This is a genomic window from Thalassotalea marina, from assembly GCF_014656435.1.
In the GTDB taxonomy this organism is placed as follows: Bacteria; Pseudomonadota; Gammaproteobacteria; order Enterobacterales; family Alteromonadaceae; genus Thalassotalea_C; species Thalassotalea_C marina.
The window spans coordinates 19,257-43,913 of the sequence record NZ_BNCK01000006.1 but is presented as its reverse complement, the minus strand read 5'-3'; the positions used below and the strand labels follow the sequence as shown (position 1 = coordinate 43,913).

The window sequence follows — 24,657 nt, the reverse complement described above, 5'->3', positions numbered from 1 at the left end:
GGAACCGTAGTGCGTTATTGTTTTGTTATCCCCAATTATAACCATGTTGCATGTATCGACTCATTGATCAGTGCGTTAACAGCCTTTGAGCTGCCGATCATTATGGTAAACGATGCGAGTGACGAAACCGTTAAGCAACAGTTAGTGGCCATAGAAGGCTCAACGCCATCATTAACTTTGTTACATCACGACGTTAACCAAGGAAAAGGTGGCGCGGTACAAACGGGCTTAAAATATGCGTTAGCAAACGGCTTTGACTACGCGATACAAGTTGACGCTGATGGGCAACATTGCCTTGACGATATTACTCGCTTGTTGACTCTGTCACATCAACACCCGGAAGACGTGATTAGCGGCAAGCCAGTATATGATGACTCTATTCCAAAACATCGATATTGGGCGCGCTACATTACCCACTTTTGGGTCATTGTCGAAACCTTATCTTTGCAGTTAAAAGACACCATGTGTGGCTTTCGTGTATACCCGTTAAAACCGAGTGTTGCGTTAATTAATCAGGTCAATATTGGTAAACGCATGGACTTTGATATAGAAATACTTGTGCGATTGTACTGGCGAGGTACTAATACTCAGTTTATTGATACAAAAGTGATTTATCCTGAAGCGGGTACCTCACATTTTCGTGCCTTTGAAGACAATGTCCGTATTTCTTGGATGCATACTAAACTTTGTTTTGGCATGTTATTGCGCTTGCCTAAATTGCTGTTTAGAAGGTCGAAGCCATGAGTCAGGCCAAACAGCATTGGTCACGTCAACAAGAGCGTGGCTCAATTTTAGGCATAAAAATTTTGCTTTGGGTCTATCGAGTCTTTGGCCGTCGTGTGTTGTGGGTTTTTCTATTCCCCGTGGTGTTATTTATGTGTGTCACTGGCCGCAGTGCACGTGAAGCGTCATATCAGTTTTTCGCCAAAGCGCATCAAATATCGCCATCTGTACCTAAACCCAGTTTTACAGTTGGGCTAAAACATTTTTGCAAGTTTGCTGATTCGGCGTTTGATAAACTTGATGCTTGGCTTGGTCATATTACTCAACAAAATATTACCTACAACGACGATTCAACTTTTAAGCAACTGGTTGAGCAAGGCCAAGGGGCTATTTTTATTGGCTCACATTTAGGTAATTTAGAAGTGTGTAGGGCGTTAAGCCAAGGAAAATATCAAAAACCGATCAATGTGTTGGTGTTTACTGAAAATGCCGTCAAATTTAATGAAGTGCTGCAAAGTGTTAATCAACAAGTGTCAGTAAACTTGATTCAAGTCACTGAGATGTCGCCAGCTTTGGCTATCATGTTGAAAGAAAAAGTCGACGGTGGTGAAATGGTGGTGATTGTTGGTGATCGCACCAGTGTCACTCAAGCTGGCCGAGTAGAGTACGTGCCATTTTTAGGTCAAGATGCACCATTTTCTCAAGGGCCTTTTATTCTAGCCGCTTTATTAGAGTGCCCTGTATATTGGCTATTTTGTTTAAAAGAATCACAGGGTTTTCATCTGGTTTTTGAGAAAGTATCAGATCAGTTGAAATTACCAAGAAAACAACGAAAAGAAACACTTAGCGCATTAATCACTGCATATGCACAGCGATTGGAGTATTATGCGCTGCAATACCCATTTCAATGGTTTAACTTTTTCGATTTTTGGCAAAAAGACGATGGGTCAATACGAAATAACGATAAATAAGGTAAAAATGAACGCAATAGAATTTGGCAATGGTAGGCTGTCGATTGACGACATCGTTGCAATTGCTACCAGTGAAAGTGGCGTTAAAATTTCAGCTGATGAAAGCTTTGCAAAGCGTATTGATAGCGCTGTTAATTTTCTAGATAGCTTATTAGCTGAAGAAGGGGTTATCTATGGCGTAACAACCGGTTATGGTGATTCGGTAACCACAGAAATTCCATTGAATTTAGTACGCGAATTACCATTGCACTTAACACGTTTTCACGGTTGTGGTTTAGGCGATATTTTCAGCCTTGTACAAGGCAAAGCAATATTAGCTGCCCGACTAGCCTCGTTAACCCAAGGTTATTCTGGGGTGAGCTGGGAATTATTGCAGTTACTAGCCGCCTTTATTAATCACGATGTGATCCCTGTGATCCCTCAAGAGGGGTCTGTTGGCGCCAGTGGTGATTTAACACCGCTCTCTTATGTTGCAGGTGCACTGGTGGGTGAACGTGACGTTTTTTACCAGCAGCAAGTGGTCAACAGTAAACAGGCGATGGCCGAGCTAAATTTAACGCCGTTAACGTTAAGACCAAAAGAAGGCTTAGCGATAATGAATGGCACGGCTGTTATGACAGCGCTTTCATGTTTAGCCTATGACAGAGCACAATATGCAGCAAAATTGGCAACACGTATTACCGCGTTGTCGAGCATTGCCTTAAAAGGGAATAGCCACCATTTTGATGAAATATTGTTTTCGGTAAAACCACACTTAGGACAACAGCAAATTGCCGCTTGGATACGTGATGATTTAAATCACCACGAACACCCAAGAAATGCTGACCGTTTGCAAGATAGGTATTCAATTCGCTGTGCTCCGCATATTATTGGTGTATTACAAGACAGTTTACCTTTTTACAAACTTACCATTGAAAACGAATTAAATTCTGCCAACGATAACCCGATTATTGATGGTATAGGCGAACACGTTTTACATGGTGGCCATTTTTACGGTGGTCATATTGCCATGGTGATGGACAGCTTAAAAACAGCTGTTGCTAACTTAGCTGACTTGGCTGATAGACAAATTGCCTCTTTGGTTGATACCCGTTACAACAACGGTTTGCCGGCAAATTTATCGTCAAGTTGTGATACCCGTCGCTTTATCAATCATGGCTTTAAAGCGGTGCAAATTGGCGCGTCAGCCTATACCGCTGAAGCACTAAAACTGACTATGCCAGCAAGTGTGTTTTCTCGCTCAACTGAATGTCACAATCAAGACAAAGTTAGTATGGGCACGATTGCAGCAAGAGACGGTTTACGTGTGCTGCAATTAACCGAACAAGTACTAGCCAGCACGCTATTGGCTGCGGTACAAGCGATTAGAATACGTATCAGCAAAGATGAAGTATCGTTAACGTCTTTATCACCAGCTTTAGTGGCAATGTATCAAGATATCAGTGAGTATTTTGATGATTTATCTGAAGATAGACCACTAGAGTCAGTCTTAAGGCAAACCATTGCTCATATTCAAGAAAAGCGTTGGGCTCTTTATGAATAGTAAAAATGCATTGTTAAGCGCACATGCCATTGTTGATGTGCCTTTTCAAGATTGTGATCCTATGCAGGTTGTATGGCATGGTAACTACGCGCGATATTTAGAAGAAGCGCGTCGAGAATTGTTGCGTAAAATTGACTACGACTACTTGCAAATGCATGACTCCGGCTTTGCATGGCCCATTATTGATATGCGGTTAAAGTATGTGGGATCTGCTGTGTTTTCACAGGAAATACGCATTGATGCCTATTTAAAAGAATATGAATCTCGTTTAAAAATTGATTACGTGATATCAGATGTTAAAACCGGAAAAAAACTGACTAAAGCATATACCATCCAAGTGGCGGTATGTATTAATAGTAAAGAAATGCAGTTTGAAAGCCCGGCAATTTTCCTAGAAAAACTTAAACCTTGGTTAGACTAATGCTTAAGCTAATCACCTTTATTTCACTCGTTTTTCTGTTGTTTAATGCGCAAGCAACGACATTAACAGCAGAACAAGCGAGTAAGGTATTAAATTTGCCAAACACCTTGGCCAAACAAGGCAAGTTTGAGCAAAAAAAATATTTTAAAGTATTGTCTGTGCCTTTTGTGTCAGCAGGTCATTATCAACAAGATGCTGAGCAATTTATTTGGGCAACACAAACGCCTGTGCCAACTACTTTAACGTTTGATGGCCAAAACCTTTGGCAAATTGACGCCAATGGCCAACGTACTCAATTACCGCTGTCTGAAAGTTTTATCCGTGTGATTAATGCCTTGGTTACTGGCGATATATTAACGCTATCGTCCTATTTTAAGTTGTCAGCTACAGAGCAATCACAATGTGTATTGTTAGCCCCTATCGATAAGCAAATGTCTATGATTGCTGATACTATTTTGTTATGTCATGCCAACAACATGTTATCGATTCGGTTGAATGAACCTAATGACAATTACACCGAAATTAACGTGTTTCCCCATGCAGAAAATTCATCGCCTAAGGAGTAGGGCAGTTGAAGCTGGCTAAAATACATGTGCTTGCTTTACATACACTGATCATCAGTGTGCTTTTTGTTATCGCCATAACAAAGGGGATAAAGTTTCAAGCAGACATGTTATCTGTGCTGCCAGCAGGAAATGATAAACAAATTATTTTAGATGCCGAGTCGCTATTATTTGAGCGGCTGAGCAATCAGCTGGTGGTTTCGTTTGTTGGTGATAAAAAAACAGCTGCCTATGACGAGTTTGTGCAGTTTGTTAACAAACAAGGCTGGAAACTTAAAGTGGCAGATGCCGCAGTGTTGGAAAAATTAGCCGATGTTTATACACCCTATGCTGGTTTGTTATTAAGTCCAAGTTACCAAGCGCAACTTGATTCTACTGAGCGTTTTCATTCATTTTTTGCTCAGCAACTATCACAAATAGCTCAGCCATTTGTCAGTAAAACTTTTAGTCAAGACCCAAGCTTAGCTAGTGCTAGCTACCTGGCTTATTTGTTAAGTAATAACGTTAATTTACAAGTTGAAAACAACCGCTTTGTTGCTGCTCACCAAGCAGGCAAACCGGTACTGGCTTTTATTGATATTGCGCCACAGCACAGTCAAATGAATAAGCTTGATTATGCCATTGAGGTGGCAAACCGCCTTGCTAACGAGCAGCAACGGTTAGCGACACTTTACCCTAATGTGAAAATTACCAGTTCAGGCATAGCACTTCACACTGCACAAAATGCAGCACAGGCCAAATGGGAAATGAACACCTTTGGCGCGCTGAGTTTATTTGGCACCATGTTATTGGTGATGTGGGCATTTAAAGCGTTTGCCCCGTTGATCTGGATGGTTAGCTCGGTTGCTTTGGCTATGTTTACGGGCTTTACCGCATTAGTGTGGTGCTTTGAGCAAGTGCACTTAATGACATTAGTTTTTGGTGTCACACTCATTGGTTTGGCTGTAGATTATAGCTTGCATGTATTGTCACATCATCAGGTTAAAACGTCAGTTAAGGTTAGCCGAACACTTGTGTTTGCCTTTTTAACCACCGCTTTATGTTATGCCTTGTTTTACTTTACGCCATTAGCCATTTTAAAACAGGTCGCCGTGTTTGTTGGTGCTGGACTTTTTGCCGCTTTGTTAGTTAGCTTGACACTGGAAGAGCGTTTAATAAAACGAGCAGATTTATCCAACAAAAGAACAATTGAACTTGTGGTGTTTAAGCGATACATCAAGCGAGCTCAGCAATTTACCATCGTCTTTGTGGGTACGTTTATTGTGTGGTCTTTTTTTAAGCCCTTATCGTTTGACGACAGTATTAAACAGTTTAATGCCAGCTCTACTGCCTTGTTGCAAGCGGAGCATTATCATGGTCAATTATTGCAACAGCAAGATAAAGTCCGTGTGTTTGTTTACGCCGATAGTTTAGAGGAGCTGTTGCAACAAGAAGAAAGCTTAGCCACTAAACTGCATAGTCATTACCCACAAGTTAAAATCAATAAATTAAGTGATTGGTTGCCATCTGAACAGAGGCAGGCCAACAATTTTGCCCGTTATCAGCAGGCTGAATCTAGTGGTGTGTTTGCCGCGCTTCAACACATGATGCCAACCTTTAGCGTCAACGAGCGGCCAAGGTTTTTAAGTTATCAAACACTTAACCAAGAAACGGTAACGGACTATTTTTCGCACCTTTATACAACTGTTGATAATAATCATGTGTCTATTGTTGAACTTAGCGGTATCAGTAGTGAGCAAGTGTCTGCGCTTATTGCATCAGAGCCAAACATGATGATGTTTGATAAACAGACGTCGTTAAACAAGGTATTGATACATTTTAGGCATCAGCTTAGTTATTGGTTAATGTTCGCTGTTGGCATTATTTTACTTATTCTTTGCTGGCGTTTTGATGTGAAAACCGCATTAAAAGCCAGTGTCGTATTGGCTGGCACTATTTATGGTGCATTGGTGCTAGCGCAACAAGTGCAAGGTCATTTAACTTTATTCAATTTACTCAGTGCCATTTTAGTGATTGGTTTAGCAGTAGATTATCTTATTTTTTATCGCGAGCGGCAGGTAACACAAGGCAATGTGTTAGCAATTAGCCTCTCGTCGGCGTCCTCATTAATGGTGTTTGGCATGTTAGCCTTGAGTAAAACACCAGCGATTTATCATTTTGGATTAACCGTAACATTTGGCCTGATCTTGGTTTATGTTTTGGCGCCACTCGTTGTAAAGGAAGAAAATGAAAACAGAAACAGTTGATGTCATTATCATAGGTGCTGGCCCTTCTGGTGCCGTTGCTGGCGCGATGTTAGCGCGAGAGGGAATTAAGGTCCTTATTGTCGAAAAAGAACACTTTCCACGTTTTTCTATTGGCGAAAGTTTATTGCCCCAATGTATGGAATTTTTAGCACAAGCTGGATTAGTTGATCAGGTTACAGAACAAGCACCGTCATTGGCATTTCAGTTTAAAAATGGTGCGGCATTTTGTAATCAGGTTCATGACATTGAGTTTGATTTTACACAGAAATTTAGCACTGGACCTGGCACAACGTTTCAAGTTAAACGTGCTGATTTTGACAAAGTGCTTGCTGATGGTGCCGAGGCGCAAGGCGTTGAAATTCGATATGGTCATCAAGTGCTTGCGGTAAATGTTGCTGATGACCAGCCAACAATTGATGTACAAGATGAACAGGGTAACGAGTATCAAGTTCAAGGTCAGTTTTTGCTAGATGCTAGCGGCTTTGGTCGTGTTTTACCGCGTTTACTGGATTTAGAAACGCCGTCAGATTTTCCTGTACGTCATTCATTTTTTGCGCACTTTAATGACCAAATCACTGATCCTAGCTTTGACCGCGATAAAATTTTGATCACTGTGCATCCACAGTACAAAGATGTTTGGTATTGGCTGATCCCTTTTTCAGACGGCACAGCCAGTGTCGGGGTTGTGGGTGAGCCAGCGCGGTTTGACCCTAGCTTAACCGAGCAACAAACCTTATTGTCTTTTATCGAACAAGCGGACAATTTAAAAGCGCTTCTTGCCCAAGCTACGTTGGCAAACAATGTCAGAACAATCAAAGGTTATTCAGCCAATGTGTCGCGTTTACATGGCAACAATTTTGCGTTGTTAGGTAATGCTGGTGAATTTTTAGATCCAGTTTTTTCTTCTGGGGTAACCATCGCATTAAAGTCGGCCTCACTGATTGCGCCGTTAATTGTTCGCAAACTTAATGGCGAGTCTATAGATCTAGAAAATGACTATGCAAAGCCATTAAAAGCAGGTGTAGACTGTTTTAGAACGTTTGTCACCGCGTGGTATGATGGGCGATTTCAAGATGTTATTTTCTACGGTCAACAAGATCAACAAGTGAAAAGCATGATCAGCTCAATATTGGCAGGTTATGCATGGGATATAGAAAACCCGTATGTCGCTCAAAGTGAACGACGTTTAAACGTATTGGCGCAATTATGCAAAAATGGTTAAGCCTAGTTTTTTTTATGGGATTAATGGGCTGCAGTGTGACTTTACCTGCTGGTCAAGTGACATTGTCGCCAGGTGTTAATTGGCCATTACAAGTGTTAACGCAAAATAATACCTTTGCTGATACTCAGGTGTTAGTCACTGGACAATTTGCTCAACAAAGCCATCAAATGCTGGTGACCACTGAAGTTAACCATAATAAATTTGTGATGGTAGGTGTGTCATTGCAAGGTGTTCCCTTGTTTGAATTAACGCAAAGTGCAACAGGCGAGATATCAACAAAGCGATATATCCCAATACCGATGAAGGCAGAGTATGTTTTGGCGGATATGCAAGTCATACACTTGCCACTGAATGACGTGCAAAGTCAGCTTGTTGGCGCTAGGTTAGTTGAAGAGATAGAAAATGGTGATAGGTATCGTCGTATTTATCATCAGGATACTTTAGTGATTGAAGTGCGATATACCGAGCAGCTGATACACTTTTCGCATAAAACACGTGGCTACCAGCTTAGCATTAAAAATCTGAGGCAAAACTCATGAGTTTCTTAAACGATGTTGGTATTGTTTGTTCCCTTGGTCATGATAAAGATAGCGTTTTTGATTCGCTGATCAACAAGGCCGATGAAGAATACTTAAAACCTTGGTCAAAAGCGTTAGATAGCGACAAAGTATTTTGGTGTGGTCAAGTTGCTGAAACCAGCAATATGCAAAGCCTGTTGGACGGTTATGAGCCAGCGATGCAAACTCGAAACAATCAATTAGCGATGTTGGCCTATCAGCAAATTAAGCCCGCTATTGATATGTTAACGCAAGATATGCCAGCAACACGCATAGCAGTCGTTGTTGGCACAAGTACCTCGGGCATTAAAGAAGGGGAAGTGGCGCGACAAGTATTTTGTGACCATCAGCAATGGCCAAGTGATTTTGATTACGCACTACAAGAAATGGTGTCACCCGCTGACTTTATTGCGACGGTAAGTGGTGCCAAAGGCCCTGTTTACAGTATTTCTACCGCTTGTAGCTCTAGTGCAAAAGCCTTGGCCAGCGCCAGAGCGTTATTGCAAAGTGATTTAGCTGACCTTGTTATTTGTGGTGGTGTAGATACGCTAAGCCATTTACCCAATAACGGTTTTAATGCATTAGAGTCAATTGCAGCGACTTTATGTAACCCATTATCAGCTGAACGAGACGGCATTAACATTGGTGAAGGGGCGGCTTTATTTGTTATGTCTCGTCAAACTAGCCCTATCATGTTGCGTGGTGTAGGTGAAACCTCTGATGCTCATCATATTTCTGCGCCACACCCAGAAGGGATTGGTGCTCAATCAGCGATGCAGCAAGCGTTAAACGATGCAGGTTTATCAGGGCAAGACATTGATTATATCAACCTACATGGGACGGCGACGCCCAAAAATGATGCCATGGAAACACTTGCAGTTTCACAGGTGTTTGGCGAGCAAGTACCTTGCAGCTCAACCAAACGATTTACTGGCCATACCTTAGGGGCTGCTGGCGCAATTGAAGCTGCACTACTGTGGCTGTTACTTTCACCACGCAATACACACGGTGCTTTACCAAAAAATAAAAGTGACTTTGGAATTGCGCCTGATCTTGCTAGAATTGCCGTTTCTCAAGGCCACTCAGTACAGCGATTAGACAATGCTTTGTCTAATTCTTTTGCTTTTGGTGGCAATAATATCAGTGTTATTTTGGGTAAAACCGCATGAAAAACTACGCGATTGAAGAGGTGATTGCTCATCGCGAACCAATGATTTTGTTGTCTCGATTAACTCACTATACGGCTGACTCGGCGACCTGTGAGGTAGATATTTTGCCAACTTCTCCCTTTTATCAAGAACAGCTTCAAGGGGTCCCAAGCTATATCGGCATTGAATATATGGCTCAAACTATCGCCGCTTTTGCTGGTGCTAATGCATTAGATAAAGATAAAAAAATTGATATAGGTTTTTTACTGGGTAGTCGCAAATATCAAACGTTTCAACCTGCATTTGAATTGGGTGAAAGTTATCAAGTTCATGTTGAAGAGCTCTATCGAGACGACTCAGGTTTAACGGTTTTTGAATGTAAAATAGAACGTGAAAACCAAGTGATTGCACAGGCGAAAGTGAATGCCTTTCAACCTGAAAACCCAATAGCATTTTTAAAGGAACAATAATGAATAAACGTGTATTAGTAACGGGTTCAAGTCGCGGTATTGGGCGAGCCATTGCATTAAGGTTAGCAAAGCAAGGATTTGACATTACTGTACATTGCCGCAGCCAAATAGAACAAGCGCAAGCGGTTGCTCAAGAAATAAAAGACATGGGGCAAGATGCATCTGTGTTGCAATTTGATGTTTGTGATCGCCAATTAGCGCAACAAGCCATTGAGCAAGATATTGAACAATATGGTGCATATTACGGCGTAGTCTGCAATGCAGGTATTACACGAGATATGGCGTTTCCTGCCATGTCAGGTGATGATTGGGATGCCGTTATAAAAACAGGATTGGAAGGTTTCTACAATGTTGTACATCCAACGGTAATGCCTATGGTTCAAGCTCGAAAGGGTGGTCGTATTGTCACCATGGCGTCAGTATCTGGTATTGCTGGTAATCGAGGCCAAGTTAATTACAGTGCCGCCAAGGCAGGTATTATTGGTGCAACTAAAGCTTTGGCGTTAGAGCTAGCCAAAAGAAAAATTACCGTAAACTGTGTAGCGCCTGGGTTGATAGAAACTGAAATGACCGACGATTTGCCTGTTGATGAAATCTTAAAATTAGTGCCGATTAAACGCATGGGCAAGGTTGAAGAAGTTGCAGGAACCGTGGCATTTTTAATGTCTGACGACTCTGCTTACATGACACGCCAAGTGTTATCAGTAAATGGTGGGTTAGTATAATGAAACGTGTAGTTGTGACTGGAATGTCTGCCATCACGTCTTTAGGGCAAGATTGGCAAACATTTAAAGGCGCGTTAGTTAAAGGCGAAAATGCAGTCGTCAACATGTCTGAATGGGATTATGTTGACGGATTAAACACCCGTTTAGCGGCGCCAGTAACAGACTTTGAAAAGCCAAAACACTATAAACGACAGAAAGTTCGCTCGATGGGGCGCGTTTCATTAATGGCAACGCTGGCGACAGAAAGAGCACTTACTCAAGCAGATTTAATTGATAAAGACTGTTTAACTGATGGTTCAACGGGTATTGCGTATGGTTCATCTACTGGTTCAACCAATCCTATTGTGCCTTTTGGTAACTTGATGAAAAATGGTGAAATGTCCGGCGTAACAGCAACAAGTTACATTCAAATGATGGCTCATACTACGGCAGTAAATGTTGGTGTGTTTTTTGAGTTAAAAGGGCGCACTATTACTACTAGCTCTGCGTGTACTTCTGGCTCCCAGGGCATAGGTTATGCTTATGAAGCCATTAAATATGGCAAGCAAAAAGTGATGGTTGCAGGCGGTGCAGAGGAGCTTTGTGTCACAGAAGCTGCAGTTTTTGATACACTTTTTGCGACAAGTATTAAAAATGATGCCCCTAAATCATCCCCTCGTCCTTTTGAAGCCTCAAGAGATGGCTTAGTTATTGGCGAAGGCGCCTGTACTTTGGTGTTAGAAGAGTTAGAACATGCCCAAGCTCGTGGCGCAACAATTTTGGCTGAGCTTGTTGGCTTTGGCACCAATGCCGATGGTGTGCATGTAACTCAACCGACACAAGCAACCATGGCTGGCGCGATTAAATTAGCACTTGAAGATGCTAACTTGGATGCTACACAAATTGGTTATGTCAATGCACATGGTACAGCAACGGAACGCGGTGATATTGCAGAAACACATGCAACACACCAAATGTTGGGGCAAGTGCCAATAAGCTCACTTAAAAGTTACTTAGGCCATACGCTAGGTGCCTGTGGGGCAATTGAAGCATGGGCTTGTATCAATATGATGAATGACAACTGGTTTGCTCCAACCATCAATTTAGACACTATTGATCCAGAGTGTGCTGAACTTGACTATGTTCGAGGCGCTGGCAGAGAAATTGTTACCAATCATGTAATGAGTAATAACTTTGCCTTTGGTGGTATCAACACCTCTCTTATTTTTAAACGCTGGAACTAATCATTGAAACGACAAGGATTGTTTTGTGCACTATTACTTTTGTGCGCTACGTTAACAGAGGCTGGCGAGCAGCCTGAACGAATTTTTGAAATTGGTGTTGGTGCCTTTGCGCTTCATGTTCCAGAATATGCTGGGGCAAAGGATTATCGCCAACATATAGTTCCACTGCCTTATGTGTATTATCAAGACAAACACATCAAAGTTGATCGCGATGGTCTGCTCAGCAGCTTGTGGCAAACACAACGTTTATATGTTGATTTTTCGGTGTCAGCGCAGTTGCCCGTAAACAGTGATGATGTGGCTATTCGCTCTGGTATGCCTGACATTGATTGGACTTTCCAGCTTGGCGGCGCCATCAAATATTATTTGTCAGGTACGCCGTCAGCAGATAACAAGCTCTTTACTGAATTGTTCACGCGCAAAGCAATCATGACAGATTTTTCTACATTGTCTGATGCTGGGTGGCAATATGGCACTGCGTTACATGCACAACATACATTAGCTGCAGTTAATCAGGGGCAGTTAACTTGGCAAAATCGTTTAACGGTAAACTTTGCCTCTGAAACATATCAAGATGTTTATTATCAGGTAGACAAACAGTATCAACTTGCTCATCGCCCAGCGTTTGATGCTAAATCAGGATACCTAGGCACCAGCTTATCTTCTGGGCTTGTTTATCGCAAACAGCAATGGTGGCTTGCTGGCTTTGTGCTTTATCGCCATATCGGTGGTAGTAAAAATGAAAACAGCCCTCTCGTGCAACAAAAAGAAAATGTTTCAGTTGGGTTAGGACTTGCCTGGGTGTTTAATTAAAGTTTTGAATAGAAGAAGGTAAAAAAGCACTAAATCAATTAGTGCTTTTTTTCAGGTAATGCTATTGGCTTTTAGCCATATATGCATTTCTATCTATTTCAGTGGCTAACAATTTGATCCATTTATTGTAGTTTCTATGAATTTTATTTCTAGCTGATGAATGGTCTAAATTATTGCTGTCTTTATAATTAATTTCGTACTTGTTAGCGTCGAACGTTATTTCCACTTCAGCATAGTGTGTTCTTACTTCAATACCAGCAACAATCTTACCTTCAGATTGTGACAAAATTTTCCAACGTTTAAACAGTAGTGCCTCTACAATCGCTTTTTCCATCGCGTCATTGCTAATAGTCACTGGAACTGTTGTATTTGCGTTGTATATTGGTTGTGAAGTTGAACAGCCAGCAACAGCAAACAACATTAATAATGAGAAAGTAACATTCTTCATGGGATTCCTTTAAAGTATTCCATCTTTTATTCGAATGGCGCATTATACGCCCTAAATTCAAACATTTGTACAATTGATATAGGCAAAAAGGCGTTTATGACGAATGCAAAATAAACCTATTTATGTGGCGGTTTCGACTAAAGCTGCCAAATTTGCTCTTGATAAGTCGGCATTACAGGCCAATGAATTAGCGCAATTTTCAACAAAAACGAGTAACAAAGCACAGCGGCAGTTTTTGGCGTCGCGAGGGTTTATTAAACACGTTGTGGCGAAACACCTTGGATGCGGTTTACAGGCGGTAGCAGTGTTTTTTGATACTAATACCAGCGTGTTAAACATTACTGTTGAAGGTGAACTATTTGCCTATGGCGCACTAAGCCACTCTAATGACGCGGTTGCAGTTATATTTGCTGTTGGCCAGCACTTTACAATTGGCATCGATATTGAGCTTATTAATCGTAAGCGTGGTGTAGAGGCATTGGCAGTGTCTTGTTTAACAGCGGATGAAGTTAACCATGTGTTGCACTCGTCAGATGCCTTTAGTGCTTTTTATCAAGCTTGGACATTAAAAGAAGCGCTTTCAAAAGCAACCAAGATTTCACTCACAAAGTTATTCTCATTAGAGAGTGAAGCATTACTTACCGCCAACAACTTAGTGTCGCAGCATCTGCTCCAAGATAACTACATTTGCACCTGTGTGTTGCCAGCTGAAAATCAATTAACATTTATTGAACTGTCGAATTGTCATGAAAATTAACGCTTTGTTTAGAAAATTTTATCAGCGTCATACACCTCTAGTGTTTTGGCTATTATTCTTTTTAATTTACTTTCCCGTTGTCTCTTTTGTTGTTGTCACTCTAGTATTGCTAGGCTACATTTTTTGGCCTTTTACCCCTTACCAAATATCGGTTCCTCAAAGTGAAAGCACACATGTTATTGTTGTTTCTCATGGCTTAAAAGATAACGCCGACTCTTGGGCAATTGACCTTAAGGAAGCATTGAAAGAAAAAAATCCGCAAGCAGAGGTTATCGCCTTAGATTGGCAGCGATATGCCGACAACGCATTTACATGTTCTGTGAACGGCAGGCGTATAGGAGAGATTGTCGCCAAAAAGTTAATGGCCAATCAGCACCTTAAACGGGTTGAAGTAATCGGCCACAGCTGTGGAGCTTTTGTCAATTTAGGGATTTGTGAAGGGCTCAAGTCACAAACATTAGAAGGGCAATCCGTGATAGTTAATAGTGTTTATCTTGACCCGGTATCCGTTTATGGTGGTGTGTTTTGGCATTATGGGTTAAATCATTTTGGCCAATGTGCTGATGCTAGCAACACTTATTTTGATACTGACGATAACGTACCTGGTAGTAATCAAGCGCCAAAACATAGCCAAGGTGTTGATATAACTGCATTAAAGTCCGAGGCTAATTTTTTGGGTAAACCGCATACTTGGCCTATTTATTACTATATCGAACAAATTAAAAACGCAACTTTAAGCACAAGTGTTGAATAATATTTTGGAGCTTTAATGCATTTAACCTGCGTTAAATTTACCGCTAAAAGTTTAATCTCTCTAGAAAAGGTTTTAGCCGATATCATTCATTGATTTTTCATGGATTAGCGCTAGAGTTAGAACAAGAAGGAATGGTATTTCAACAAAAATTTCAGACGTTTGTCATTTAGGAAGGCATGAAACAATCAACATTGGCGACTAAGAAACAAAAGTTGCGTTGGCACCATGTATATTATGTGTTGGCCCTAATTGATATCATCACTATTGTCGCGGCATTGTCATTAACACAAGTGTTAATGAGTACTTATGAAAGCTCGGTTAATGACAACAAAAAAATGTCATTGAGTGTCAATGAGTTTGTCAAACTTGGCTACATCGCTCAGGCCGTTAACGAGCCTGGAAATAGAATTTTTGAGTCACGTGATATTAATGCCGAATCTCAAGCTTTAAAACAAAACCTTACTTGGTTTAATACCGCTTTTAAACACGCAAAAGCGAATCTAAATTCATCTTTTACTACCGAGCAACTTGTTGAGCTAGAGCATTACCTGGAAGAAATTAATAGCAACATGAACGCTATGGTAAGCCATACCTACGACATTTTTGATGCAATATCAAAAAATGAAAACGTCAGGGCAGGTGGGCATATGTCGCAAATGGATGCGGAATTATATGCAACTACGCACGCCATTGGTGAAATAACCCAATATATTACTGAAATTCAAAATCAACATTTTCAACGACAACTATTAAGAGCTAAGCAGATGAAACAGTATGAATCTGTGATCTCTGTGGTTGTATTAGTGATCATCAGCATAGTCACGTTATTTGGTCATCGATTAGGTAAAAAACTCAAAGATAATGAAGATAAAATTACTCAATCTTTGGCCGAAGCTAAGCAGGCTGCACTAGCTAAGGAGCAGTTTTTAGCTAACATGAGCCATGAAATTCGTACGCCGATGAATGCATCTTTAAGCTTATTGAAAATGATTGATAACCAAGATATGTCTCGAAAAGATAAACAGTATCTTAGGTTAGCGCTTTCAAGCAGTGAAAACTTGTTAATGATCATTAATGACATTCTTAATCTGTCAAAAATTGAGAGTACAGGTATAACTTTAGAGCAAATTAACTTTGATATTACTGAGTTAATTAACGCGCAAGTTGAAATTTATCAGGCCAGTAATGGCAATGAAGCGGTTAATTTAACGTTTGACGGTTCGGGCATCAGTCAATCAAAACTTAAAGGTGATAGTCATCGCTTAACTCAAGTGCTGAATAATTTGCTCAATAACGCTTTTAAATTTACTCAAGCAGGAAGTATTTCGATTATTGCGACAACACAAACTCTGCAGGAAGGCGTCAAATTAACCATTGATATTCAAGATACCGGTATTGGCATAGCACAAGATAAATTGGATTCTATTTTCGATCCATTTTTACAAGCCGACGCAAGTACTACAAGACATTACGGAGGCACTGGCCTTGGTTTGTCTATTTCTAAAAAAATATGCGAAAAAATGGCTGGCGATTTATCGGTAAAAAGTGAGGAAGGGCATGGCAGTACGTTTACAATTTCCGTGCTAATGGAAATAGCCGACCAAGCATTTGATACCAGACAAGAGCAATCACATAACGACAAACCAGCTGAAAACCTGACATTTGAACCGTTAAATTTACACTTATTGGTCGCTGAGGATAATCGCATTAATCAAGTGGTGATCAAAGATGCGTTAAAAAAAATGGGTTGTACTGTCGATCTCGTCAGCAATGGTGAAGAGGCGGTAAAACAGATCAGCAGTTGTCACCAAGGGGTATTGATGGACTGCATGATGCCAGTTAAAGATGGCTATCAAGCTACAAAAGAGATAAGAGAGCTCGCTGCGCCGGTCAAAGACATCCATATTATTGCATTAACGGCAAACAGTTTAGAGGGTGATAAAGAAAAATGTTTAGCCGCTGGTATGGATGACTATTTAACAAAGCCCATTAATTTTAACGCACTGCACAACAAATTGGCGAACTTAGTGCCTGTGGAGAGTGAATGATGAAAGTATGGAAAACATTGTTATTGATAAGCGCTTTACTGTTAATGAGTTGTTCAGACAAAACTAGGCCGTTAAAAATTGGTACAAATAATTGGATAGGGTATGAATCGTTATATGTAATCGACAAACTTAATATGCTTGATGAACCGTTAACTTTGATACGCCAATCTAATGCCACTGATGTCATGTCATTATTCGAGCAGGGAAAAATTGATGTTGCTTGCCTTACCTTAGATGAAGCTATGATATTGATTGAAAAGGGCGTTGAACTGCACTTTGTTTCCGTCATGGATGTTTCTAATGGCGCAGATCAGGTGTTAGCATCTGAGCAAGTTGAATCGATAACGCAGTTAAAAGATAAGCGTATCGGCGTAGAAACGACAGCCTTAGGCCGCTTGGTGTTGAGTAGTTTGCTTGATCACGCAAATTTAACGTTAGAAGACGTAGAAATTGTCAATTCCACAGTAGATAAACACTTTGAAATGGTTCAAAAAAATGAAATTGACGCCGCTGTTACCTTTCCGCCTTTTAGCGATCACATGTTAAATCAGGGTATGCATAAACTTTTTGATAGTTCACAAATGGATGATGCGCCAATTATTGATGTTATGGTGGTTAATCGCTATGCAAAAGACAGTCGAAAAGAAACGTTAAGTCAGCTGATTAACAGTTTATATAAAGTGAATAATAGGCTACTAAACAAAGATCCCGAGGTGCTTAAAATAGTGGGTACAAATTTAAACTTACCTCCCGCAGAGTGGCCTGAGATGACCACAGGAGTGCAACTGGCCAATAAAGAGTTAAACAATACCTATATTAATCGTTACAAACTGGAAGCGACCATGTTAATCCTCGATGAAGTTATGTTAAACAATGGCTTGTTAAATCAAAGCATCACAGAGAAAGTTGATACCAGTATGTTTGTTCGATTATAAGCGGGTGAACTAGGTAAATTACTATTTTTGTTAAATATAAAAACATTGATTAAAAAAACTGAACGTCATCTTCTAGTTTACTCAATTTCGCTTTGTCAGATTACTTCTATACTCATGCAGAACCCTTAAAAAGCAAGAGATAGAAGGAAGTCTATTATGATCAAACATAACCGCTGTAAATTGTCGGTGATCAGTAGTGTATTAGCATTAACACTCTCCCACAGCGCATTGGCTGAAGAAGTAAAAATAAGTAAGCCAGCAGGTGCGGTTGGCATGGGTAAAGTTGCACCTAATCAAGCAAAATCAAATCTTTTTTGGTGGCCAGAACAAATAGATTTATCGTCACTTCGAGACCACGACACTCGTTCCAATCCCTTAGGTGAGGGCTTTGATTATCATAAAGCGTTCTCCACGCTTGACTACGATCAACTGAAACAAGACATAGATAAAGTACTGACCAACTCACAAGATTGGTGGCCAGCAGACTGGGGTAATTATGGCCCACTTTTTATTCGTATGACATGGCACGCCGCAGGCACTTATAGAACATTAGATGGCAGAGGTGGTGCTGGTGGTGGGCAGCAGCGATTCGACCCACTTAATAGCTGGCCAGATAACGGTAACTTAGATAAAGCGAGGCGCTTACTTTGGCCGGTTAAACAAAAGTACGGTGAAAAAATTTCTTGGGGCGACTTAATTGTACTTGCTGGTAATGTTGCGCTAGAAAACATGGGCTTTAAAACTTATGGTTTTGCAGCAGGGCGCGATGACGATTGGGAACCTGATATGGTGTATTGGGGACCAGAAGTTGAAATGTTAGCAAGCGATCGCCGTGAAGCTGACGGCAAACTGAAAAAGCCTTTAGCGGCCGTTCATATGGGTTTAATTTATGTTAACCCTGAAGGCCCCGGTGGCGTACCAGACCCTCTTGGCTCAGCCAAAAATATTCGCGAGTCATTTGCCCGCATGGCGATGAACGATGAAGAAACACTTGCCCTAACGGCAGGCGGTCACACCTTTGGTAAAATGCATGGCGCCCATAAAGCGGCAAAATGTTTGTCGGCAGAGCCAGGAGCAGCGCCTATTGAACAACAAGGTTTAGGTTGGAAAAATAGCTGTGGTAAAGGACACTCAGAAGATACTGTAACCAGTGGTTTAGAAGGCGCTTGGACACAAGCTCCAACAAAATGGACTTCACTGTATTTATCAAACTTGCTTAACTTTGACTGGCAGTTAACGACAAGTCCGGCAGGTGCAAAACAGTGGATCCCAACTGATGAATCCATGCAAAAAGTTGTGCCAGACGCCCACATTAAGGGCAAGTTTAACCCGCCAGTAATGACCACGGCTGATTTAGCGTTTAAACATGATCCTGAATATAGAAAAATTGCTGAACGTTTCTTAGCTGATCCAGAAGAGTTTAGGCTAGCGTTCGCCAAAGCGTGGTTTAAGTTAACTCATCGTGATATGGGCCCTAAAGCAAATTACTTGGGCAGTGAAGTACCCAAAGAAGCACTTATTTGGCAAGACCCAATTGATAAACCGACCTATAAGTTAGTGACCAGTAAAGACGTTAACCGCTTGAAAAAAGCAATCAATGATTCAGGCTTAACGGTGCAAGAGTTAGTGCGTGTTGCTTGGGCGTCAGCATCTTCATATAGAGATACTGATATGCGTGGTGGTGCCAATGGCGCTCGTATTGCTTTAGCGCCACAGAAAGACTGGGCAGTGAATAACCCTAAAGAAGTTGAAAAAGTATTGTCGGTACTTAAAAGTATACAAGCAGACTTTAACGATGCTCAGGCTGGAAAAACACAAATATCGTTAGCAGATTTAGTGGTGCTTGGTGGTGCAACGGCTATCGAAAAAGCAGCTAAAGAAGCAGGTATTAAGGTTAGCGTGCCATTTGCTCCAGGTCGTGGTGATGCTACACAAGCACAAACTGACGTGAATTCGTTTTCATTACTTGAGCCACAAGCAGATGCGTTTAGAAACTACTATGCGAGTGGTTATTACAAGTCACCAACTGACGCGCTAGTAGATAAAGCGGATCAACTGGGCTTAACTGTACCTGAAATGACAGTATTAGTTGGCGGTATGCGTGTACTAGGTGCAAATGCTGATGGCAGTCAACATGGTGTTTTAACTAAGTCACCGGGTAAATTAAGTAACGACTTCTTTGTGAATCTGCTGGATATGTCAACTAAATGGCAAAAAGCTGGCAACTATTACCAAGGGTTAGATCGTAAAACTGGCAAGATTAAATACACGGCGACACCAGTGGATTTAATTTTTGGTTCATCGTCAGAGTTACGCGCAGTTGCAGAAGTTTATGCATTTGACAATGCGCAACAACGTTTTATTGACCACTTTGTTAAAGCTTGGGTTAAAGTGATGCAAAATGATCGATTTGACTTAAAGTAAATTGAATTTTCTTTTGAACAAATAAAAACGGTGGGCAAGCCCACCGTTTTTTTAATGGTTAAACAAAAGTTTATTTTTCAATTAACTTTTGTGCTTCTAAAGCTCGTAAAGCGTCGCGTTCACGTTTTCTGCGCTCTTTGTCACTCTTCAGTTGCATTTGTTCTTTCTGCAACTTCGAAGGACCTTGTGGCATTGGTTTACGTGGTAACACGTCATCTCTCATCGCCGCTTGGTAAACAAAAGCCGCCATAAGAACTGATGCTTGTTTCATATCGTCTTCAAGAACATGGTCAAACGAGTCGATATGGGTGTGATGCAAACGTGATGAATAATCAAGAGGATCTTGAATAAACTGGAAGCCCGGTAAACCTACATCATCAAATGATTCATGGTCAGTACCACCAGTAGAACGGTTTGTAATAGTACCCGTGCTTAAATCAGAATATGGTGAAAACCAACCACCAAAAATTGGCTTAACGGCAACGTTACCTTCTGTGTAAATACCACGGAATCGGCCACTACCATTATCCATGTTGAAGTATACAGAGAAGTCTTCGTAGTCTGATTTTGGTTGAATTGGCCATCCTGGAGATTTCCATAAGTAAGATGGTAATGCCGCTTCATCTTTATCAGTTGGTTTTGGACGCGTTGCAAAATGCTCTTCTACATAGGCGCGAGAGCCATATAAACCTTGCTCTTCACCTGACCAAAGGGCAATTCGAATCGTGTTTTTAGGCTTGATATCCAATGCCTTTAATATACGAACCGCTTCCATGACAACCGCAACACCAGCACCGTTATCAACAGCACCATCACTTGCATGCCATGAGTCTAAGTGACCACCTAACATAACAACTTTTGGATTTTCCGATGTACCAGGAATTTCCGCAATAGTGTTGTATGCGTTGTGATCTTCGTCATGGAATTTCGCTTTAACGTTCATGGTGATTTTTGGATTATCGCCATCATCCATTAAACGGTTAATTAAGTTATATTGCTCTGCTTCAATTACCATAGCTGGAATTGGGAAGGTATTGCCTACTTGATGTGACTTACCCCAAATACCTACTAATCCACCTTGACGCCAGCTACGGTAAACAGCAGCTACTGCACCTTCTTCTTTCAAGAATTTATTTAACGCTTTGTTGAAAAGGTAACGCTGTTTACTTGTTTCATGGTAGTGAGGATGACGGTCAGAACGATGACTTGGACCACGGTTTACTGGAAACTCTTTCATTTTGCCTAAATCTGAAGACTCATGGCGTTTGAAAATAGTTCTTTGAGGCTCACCAATAGTGCGACCTTCGCCCATCATTAAGATTTTGCCACGAAGTTTACCTTTGTACTTTTTCAAATCTTCAATTGAAGACGCTTCAAACATGATAACTTCAGCGGTAACGTCACCATTAGTACCTGGTGTCCAAGCAACTGGAATACCGTGGAACGACACTTTACGTGGAGAAATTAAATCAATTGACGCAGCGCTGTGAGTCCAGCCACGGCCAAACTCAAATGGGTCTAAATAAGCATTTTTTAAGCCCCATGATTCTAGCTGCTTTAAAGTCCACTCGTTAGCTTCCTTCATTTGAGGAGAACCAGACAACCTTGGGCCAATATTGTCAGTAAGGTATTGTAAAGTATGCATTACTTCTGAGTTGTAGAAGCCTTCTGCGCGAATTTTATTAGCGATGTCTAGGTCTGAATTGCCGCTTGCTGACATGCTAAAAGCTGTAGAGGCACAAAGTGCCATTAAAGAGAGCTTTTTCATTAGAGTCCTTAAAATTATTATTTTATTTTTCCACGATAACTTAGGACGAAAAGACACCAATTGCAGCTTAAATGCGTTTGGACGACTAAAAGTTGAGATAACCTGCCAGTAGTTAACCAATGCAGGCTAAGGTATTGTTATACTATAACAATGTCGTGACTGATCATTGATTAGAACATACCAATATTGCTTCAACTGTTTGGCAGTGAAGAGTATCTTTTAACTAAATCAATATGTTGCTTAGCTAGAGTTATGTCAGAAATACGTTTATCTCGCAGTGTTGTTCCGTACAAGAGCATTAAGTAGTTTTTAATTTGCCATGCCTAAAAAATAAACTATCTTAGTGGTGAGGCTACGGATAGGTATATGGATATGGCAACTAAATTAAAACTAGGATTTGCAATGGGCGGCGGTGTTTCACTGGGATCATTTAGTGGCGCTGCACTGACTGAATCAATAAAACTCGCCTTGCTTTATGGTGTCGATGGGCAAAATCAACCCTATGATAGTGTTGAAATTGATGTGTTTGCTGGTGCCAGTGCTGGGGCAATGAGCTTAGGGATCATGCTCAAATGTTTAGCTTTTCCCAATAAAGGCGCAGAAAAAAGAAACAATGCAATACAATCATTAAAAACGCTTTACGATATTAGTGACAAAAAGTGGCAAGGGTTTAGTGATAAAAAGCAACAGCAATTAGTTGATGCTCAACTGGCACAAGAGGTGATGAATGATATTTGGGTTAACCAAATTACTTTAGAGCGATTGTTAGAACCAGATGGCGATGCCAATATTCCACCGCTTAAATTTCAATGTGGTGTGGTCAATAAAAAAACAGTGGTGGATATTGCTCGCGCAAATTTAATGCCTTCAAGTGGGCAATATAAAAACAGTGATAAAGCAAAACACATGTTGCTGGCTAATCGAGTACTTTATGGCTGCAGCATTGCCAACTTAAACCCAATTCATGCTAAAGCTTACCAATTATATCCCGTTGCCAAAGATAGCAATATTGCAACCAATGATGCACTTACATCGTTTCAGCACAAAGAAATGCGAATATTTGATATTAACTTTGCTGCGGTGCCAAGTGAAAAACTATCCCAACAAGACCAGCACCCTAAACGTTGGGTCCGTTTGCATTGGGGCGATCAAATACCTGATGAAACCTTTGACCTACGCTCTGGTGACGACTGGAAGCATATCGTTGCAACGGCTGTCGCCAGTGGCAGTTTTCCGGTGGCATTTGAGCCAGTGACCTTAAAGCGATACAACTGGGAATATCCGTCGACTTTATGGCCATATAAAGGAGAAAGCTCTGGGCGGTTTAGCTACATAGATGGTGGAGCATTTAATAACGAGCCTGTTGCTGAAGCGTTTAAACTTGCTTCTCATATTGATGGCTTAGATAAAAATACCAATTATGAACGAAGGATAATTTTTGTTGACCCTAACGTAGGTGCTGAGCCTAATTATTATTTACCTGGGTTGACCGATTGGCAGACGCAACAAGCGTTAGCAGGGCCGCTAAAAGTTTTTAGAGCATTTGACGGTAACGATTTATATCAAAAAACGTCGCTGGATAAGCTTATTGGGCAAGTAGTGACTCAGGCAACCGTTTCTAGTGCACAAGCCGAAGCAAAAGAGGAACATCGCACTTTTCAAATCGCAAACAAGTTATTAATGCGAAATGAGCTCAGAGCATGTATTACCAATGCTATTGCGCCAAATAACGATAATTTTTTAAATTTAAAAGCTCAAATCGCTAATTTTTTAACTGAATTATCTGACAAAGATCCCATTCCTACATTGCCAACCACTATTGCCGGTGAAATCTGGCGCTTAGCTAATGAAAAAGACTCCGTTGTCGCAGATTTATCGCCATTAGCAGAGCAAATTGACGTCAGTAATGACATCACTGAGTTTTCTGCAGACGAACAAAAGAAAATCATGACGGCATTGGTGTTTAGTTTTGTTGATATTATTAGTGGGTTAGCGGCAAAAAGTCGCAATAGCCAACTCATTGCGATTGGTCCATTTTATAAAAAGTCTGATGAAAATTTCGAAAAAATATTTTTACCGGGAAGTCCTATAGCTGCATTTGCGGGTTTTATGTCGCCGATACCAAGCCGTTATGAGGTAGACGTTGCCAGGTATTGTGCAATGGAATTTATGCAGCAAGCCTCTGCGATCCCACATGGTAAAGTTCCAACAACATTGCCAGCGCCATTTGATAAAAACTACCCTGAATACGACACCTATATGGCCCATTTTAAAATGGGGTTGATGGCACTTTCAAACCGCGTTGAGCAAATGGTCACATCGTCAAATTTGTTAAATTTAGGTTTAATTAATGGGCCATTACTGAGCATGTTGGCCAGTTTTATTAAAGACAAAATAAATGCCATTGAATATCAGCAGATAGAAGAGGTGGTGGTAGAGCTTAGAGTGCCAGTTTCTGATGGTGATTTTGAACTTGATGGCAAAAATACCTTTGATGATGATCGCCACCCAATAAGGCTTAGCAAACAAAACAATCAACTGTACCTGATTTGTTTTGCAACTTGGCACAGCAAACAAAAAGTGTGGACTGGCTACAATGTTAAAAATGGTGAATTGATCATAGACCGCGATGGCTTTTTTAAAGACAAACACGGTTATTATCGCATTGTTTTACCTGAGCAAAACCTGCTAGCCGAATCAAAGTTGATGGGGTATCCCGTTTTTTGGGGTAAAACCGAATTGGTGCCTAGCGACTCGCCAATTCATAACCCTATTACACAATATTGGCTATTAAAGAATGAATTGGTTCCTTTTACTGAGTTTATTTAATTCAATTCAATAGCAAGGTTTGAATAAGCACAAAGGCTTAGCAGAAATTTTTTATAGGCAGTCGTATTT

Annotated in this window: 21 protein-coding genes; 19 read left to right on the top strand and 2 right to left on the bottom strand. The window is 40.8% G+C overall.

Going from position 1 to position 24,657, the window contains the following annotated elements; genetic code table 11:
* The first annotated feature begins 9 nt into the window (after positions 1-9).
* From IE199_RS13540 to IE199_RS13480, 13 genes are read left to right on the top strand one after another with little or no spacing between them, the layout of a single operon-like run.
* Complete coding sequence (locus tag IE199_RS13540; protein ID WP_189771488.1) at positions 10-744, top strand: glycosyltransferase family 2 protein; 735 nt, start codon at positions 10-12, stop codon at positions 742-744.
* The gene (locus IE199_RS13535) at positions 741-1,694 is read left to right on the top strand and encodes a lysophospholipid acyltransferase family protein (RefSeq protein ID WP_189771486.1); all 954 of its coding nucleotides are present in this window, start codon (positions 741-743) and stop codon (positions 1,692-1,694) included. Before IE199_RS13540 ends, IE199_RS13535 begins: the two co-directional genes overlap by 4 nt.
* 7 nt (positions 1,695-1,701) lie before the next feature.
* Positions 1,702-3,237: an HAL/PAL/TAL family ammonia-lyase gene (locus IE199_RS13530; RefSeq protein WP_189771484.1), complete on the top strand. Its 1,536-nt coding sequence runs from the start codon at positions 1,702-1,704 to the stop codon at positions 3,235-3,237.
* Positions 3,230-3,658, top strand: a complete 429-nt coding sequence (locus tag IE199_RS13525) for an acyl-CoA thioesterase (RefSeq protein WP_189771482.1) — start codon at positions 3,230-3,232, stop codon at positions 3,656-3,658. The genes IE199_RS13530 and IE199_RS13525 overlap by 8 nt, the downstream gene beginning before the upstream one ends.
* A complete protein-coding gene (locus IE199_RS13520; RefSeq protein ID WP_189771480.1) occupies positions 3,658-4,224 on the top strand; it encodes a LolA family protein in 567 nt (188 codons plus the stop codon). Before IE199_RS13525 ends, IE199_RS13520 begins: the two co-directional genes overlap by 1 nt.
* A gap of 5 nt (positions 4,225-4,229) precedes the next feature.
* Positions 4,230-6,467: an MMPL family transporter gene (locus IE199_RS13515; RefSeq protein WP_189771469.1), complete on the top strand. Its 2,238-nt coding sequence runs from the start codon at positions 4,230-4,232 to the stop codon at positions 6,465-6,467.
* Complete coding sequence (locus IE199_RS13510) at positions 6,448-7,689, top strand: NAD(P)/FAD-dependent oxidoreductase (protein WP_189771467.1); 1,242 nt, start codon at positions 6,448-6,450, stop codon at positions 7,687-7,689. Before IE199_RS13515 ends, IE199_RS13510 begins: the two co-directional genes overlap by 20 nt.
* Entirely contained in the window at positions 7,674-8,228 is a 555-nt protein-coding gene (locus tag IE199_RS13505; RefSeq protein ID WP_189771465.1) for a DUF3261 domain-containing protein, read from the top strand. The genes IE199_RS13510 and IE199_RS13505 overlap by 16 nt, the downstream gene beginning before the upstream one ends.
* The gene (locus tag IE199_RS13500; protein ID WP_189771463.1) at positions 8,225-9,415 is read left to right on the top strand and encodes a beta-ketoacyl-ACP synthase; all 1,191 of its coding nucleotides are present in this window, start codon (positions 8,225-8,227) and stop codon (positions 9,413-9,415) included. Before IE199_RS13505 ends, IE199_RS13500 begins: the two co-directional genes overlap by 4 nt.
* Positions 9,412-9,864 carry a hotdog family protein gene (locus tag IE199_RS13495; RefSeq protein ID WP_189771461.1) on the top strand — a complete coding sequence of 151 codons (453 nt, stop codon included), beginning with the start codon at positions 9,412-9,414 and terminating at the stop codon, positions 9,862-9,864. Before IE199_RS13500 ends, IE199_RS13495 begins: the two co-directional genes overlap by 4 nt.
* Positions 9,864-10,589, top strand: a complete 726-nt coding sequence (gene fabG, locus IE199_RS13490; protein WP_189771459.1) for a 3-oxoacyl-ACP reductase FabG — start codon at positions 9,864-9,866, stop codon at positions 10,587-10,589. The genes IE199_RS13495 and fabG overlap by 1 nt, the downstream gene beginning before the upstream one ends.
* Positions 10,589-11,812, top strand: coding sequence for a beta-ketoacyl-ACP synthase (locus tag IE199_RS13485; RefSeq protein ID WP_189771457.1), 1,224 nt, complete (start codon positions 10,589-10,591; stop codon positions 11,810-11,812). The genes fabG and IE199_RS13485 overlap by 1 nt, the downstream gene beginning before the upstream one ends.
* A 3-nt stretch (positions 11,813-11,815) precedes the next feature.
* Entirely contained in the window at positions 11,816-12,625 is an 810-nt protein-coding gene (locus IE199_RS13480) for a MipA/OmpV family protein (protein WP_189771455.1), read from the top strand.
* Positions 12,626-12,686: 61 nt separating this feature from the next.
* Here IE199_RS13480 and IE199_RS13475 read toward each other — a convergent pair whose 3' ends face one another.
* A complete protein-coding gene (locus tag IE199_RS13475; RefSeq protein WP_189771453.1) occupies positions 12,687-13,073 on the bottom strand; it encodes a hypothetical protein in 387 nt (128 codons plus the stop codon).
* A 103-nt stretch (positions 13,074-13,176) separates the two neighbouring features.
* Here IE199_RS13475 and IE199_RS13470 point away from each other — a divergent pair, with 103 nt between their 5' ends.
* The 5 genes from IE199_RS13470 (at position 13,177) to katG (ending at position 19,991) form a co-directional block, all read left to right on the top strand.
* Complete coding sequence (locus tag IE199_RS13470; RefSeq protein WP_189771451.1) at positions 13,177-13,830, top strand: 4'-phosphopantetheinyl transferase family protein; 654 nt, start codon at positions 13,177-13,179, stop codon at positions 13,828-13,830.
* Entirely contained in the window at positions 13,820-14,584 is a 765-nt protein-coding gene (locus IE199_RS13465; RefSeq protein ID WP_189771443.1) for an alpha/beta hydrolase, read from the top strand. Before IE199_RS13470 ends, IE199_RS13465 begins: the two co-directional genes overlap by 11 nt.
* 176 nt (positions 14,585-14,760) lie before the next feature.
* On the top strand, positions 14,761-16,632 hold the full coding sequence (locus tag IE199_RS13460) for an ATP-binding protein (RefSeq protein ID WP_189771441.1): 1,872 nt from the start codon (positions 14,761-14,763) through the stop codon (positions 16,630-16,632).
* The gene (locus tag IE199_RS13455; protein WP_189771439.1) at positions 16,629-17,567 is read left to right on the top strand and encodes an ABC transporter substrate-binding protein; all 939 of its coding nucleotides are present in this window, start codon (positions 16,629-16,631) and stop codon (positions 17,565-17,567) included. The genes IE199_RS13460 and IE199_RS13455 overlap by 4 nt, the downstream gene beginning before the upstream one ends.
* Positions 17,568-17,723: 156 nt before the next feature.
* A complete protein-coding gene (katG, locus tag IE199_RS13450; protein ID WP_189771431.1) occupies positions 17,724-19,991 on the top strand; it encodes a catalase/peroxidase HPI in 2,268 nt (755 codons plus the stop codon).
* Between the two features lie 70 nt (positions 19,992-20,061).
* Here katG and IE199_RS13445 read toward each other — a convergent pair whose 3' ends face one another.
* Entirely contained in the window at positions 20,062-21,759 is a 1,698-nt protein-coding gene (locus tag IE199_RS13445; protein WP_189771423.1) for a M20/M25/M40 family metallo-hydrolase, read from the bottom strand.
* A 372-nt stretch (positions 21,760-22,131) separates the two neighbouring features.
* On the opposite strand from IE199_RS13445, the gene IE199_RS13440 reads away from it, so the two are divergent.
* Entirely contained in the window at positions 22,132-24,588 is a 2,457-nt protein-coding gene (locus IE199_RS13440) for a patatin-like phospholipase family protein (protein WP_189771421.1), read from the top strand.
* Positions 24,589-24,657 lie beyond the last annotated feature (69 nt).

Excerpts from the sequence above, each read along its gene's own strand:
- IE199_RS13535 (WP_189771486.1), top strand. The coding sequence starts at position 741 with ATGAGTCAGGCCAAACAGCATTGGTCACGTCAACAAGAGCGTGGCTCA.
- IE199_RS13465 (WP_189771443.1), top strand. The coding sequence starts at position 13,820 with ATGAAAATTAACGCTTTGTTTAGAAAATTTTATCAGCGTCATACACCT.
- IE199_RS13470 (WP_189771451.1), top strand. The coding sequence starts at position 13,177 with ATGCAAAATAAACCTATTTATGTGGCGGTTTCGACTAAAGCTGCCAAA.
- IE199_RS13460 (WP_189771441.1), top strand. The coding sequence starts at position 14,761 with ATGAAACAATCAACATTGGCGACTAAGAAACAAAAGTTGCGTTGGCAC.
- katG (WP_189771431.1), top strand. The coding sequence starts at position 17,724 with ATGATCAAACATAACCGCTGTAAATTGTCGGTGATCAGTAGTGTATTA.
- IE199_RS13455 (WP_189771439.1), top strand. The coding sequence starts at position 16,629 with ATGATGAAAGTATGGAAAACATTGTTATTGATAAGCGCTTTACTGTTA.
- IE199_RS13485 (WP_189771457.1), top strand. The coding sequence starts at position 10,589 with ATGAAACGTGTAGTTGTGACTGGAATGTCTGCCATCACGTCTTTAGGG.
- IE199_RS13505 (WP_189771465.1), top strand. The coding sequence starts at position 7,674 with ATGCAAAAATGGTTAAGCCTAGTTTTTTTTATGGGATTAATGGGCTGC.
- fabG (WP_189771459.1), top strand. The coding sequence starts at position 9,864 with ATGAATAAACGTGTATTAGTAACGGGTTCAAGTCGCGGTATTGGGCGA.
- IE199_RS13500 (WP_189771463.1), top strand. The coding sequence starts at position 8,225 with ATGAGTTTCTTAAACGATGTTGGTATTGTTTGTTCCCTTGGTCATGAT.
- IE199_RS13475 (WP_189771453.1), bottom strand. The coding sequence starts at position 13,073 with ATGAAGAATGTTACTTTCTCATTATTAATGTTGTTTGCTGTTGCTGGC.
- IE199_RS13510 (WP_189771467.1), top strand. The coding sequence starts at position 6,448 with ATGAAAACAGAAACAGTTGATGTCATTATCATAGGTGCTGGCCCTTCT.
- IE199_RS13525 (WP_189771482.1), top strand. The coding sequence starts at position 3,230 with ATGAATAGTAAAAATGCATTGTTAAGCGCACATGCCATTGTTGATGTG.
- IE199_RS13520 (WP_189771480.1), top strand. The coding sequence starts at position 3,658 with ATGCTTAAGCTAATCACCTTTATTTCACTCGTTTTTCTGTTGTTTAAT.
- IE199_RS13445 (WP_189771423.1), bottom strand. The coding sequence starts at position 21,759 with ATGAAAAAGCTCTCTTTAATGGCACTTTGTGCCTCTACAGCTTTTAGC.
- IE199_RS13440 (WP_189771421.1), top strand. The coding sequence starts at position 22,132 with ATGGCAACTAAATTAAAACTAGGATTTGCAATGGGCGGCGGTGTTTCA.
- IE199_RS13530 (WP_189771484.1), top strand. The coding sequence starts at position 1,702 with ATGAACGCAATAGAATTTGGCAATGGTAGGCTGTCGATTGACGACATC.
- IE199_RS13495 (WP_189771461.1), top strand. The coding sequence starts at position 9,412 with ATGAAAAACTACGCGATTGAAGAGGTGATTGCTCATCGCGAACCAATG.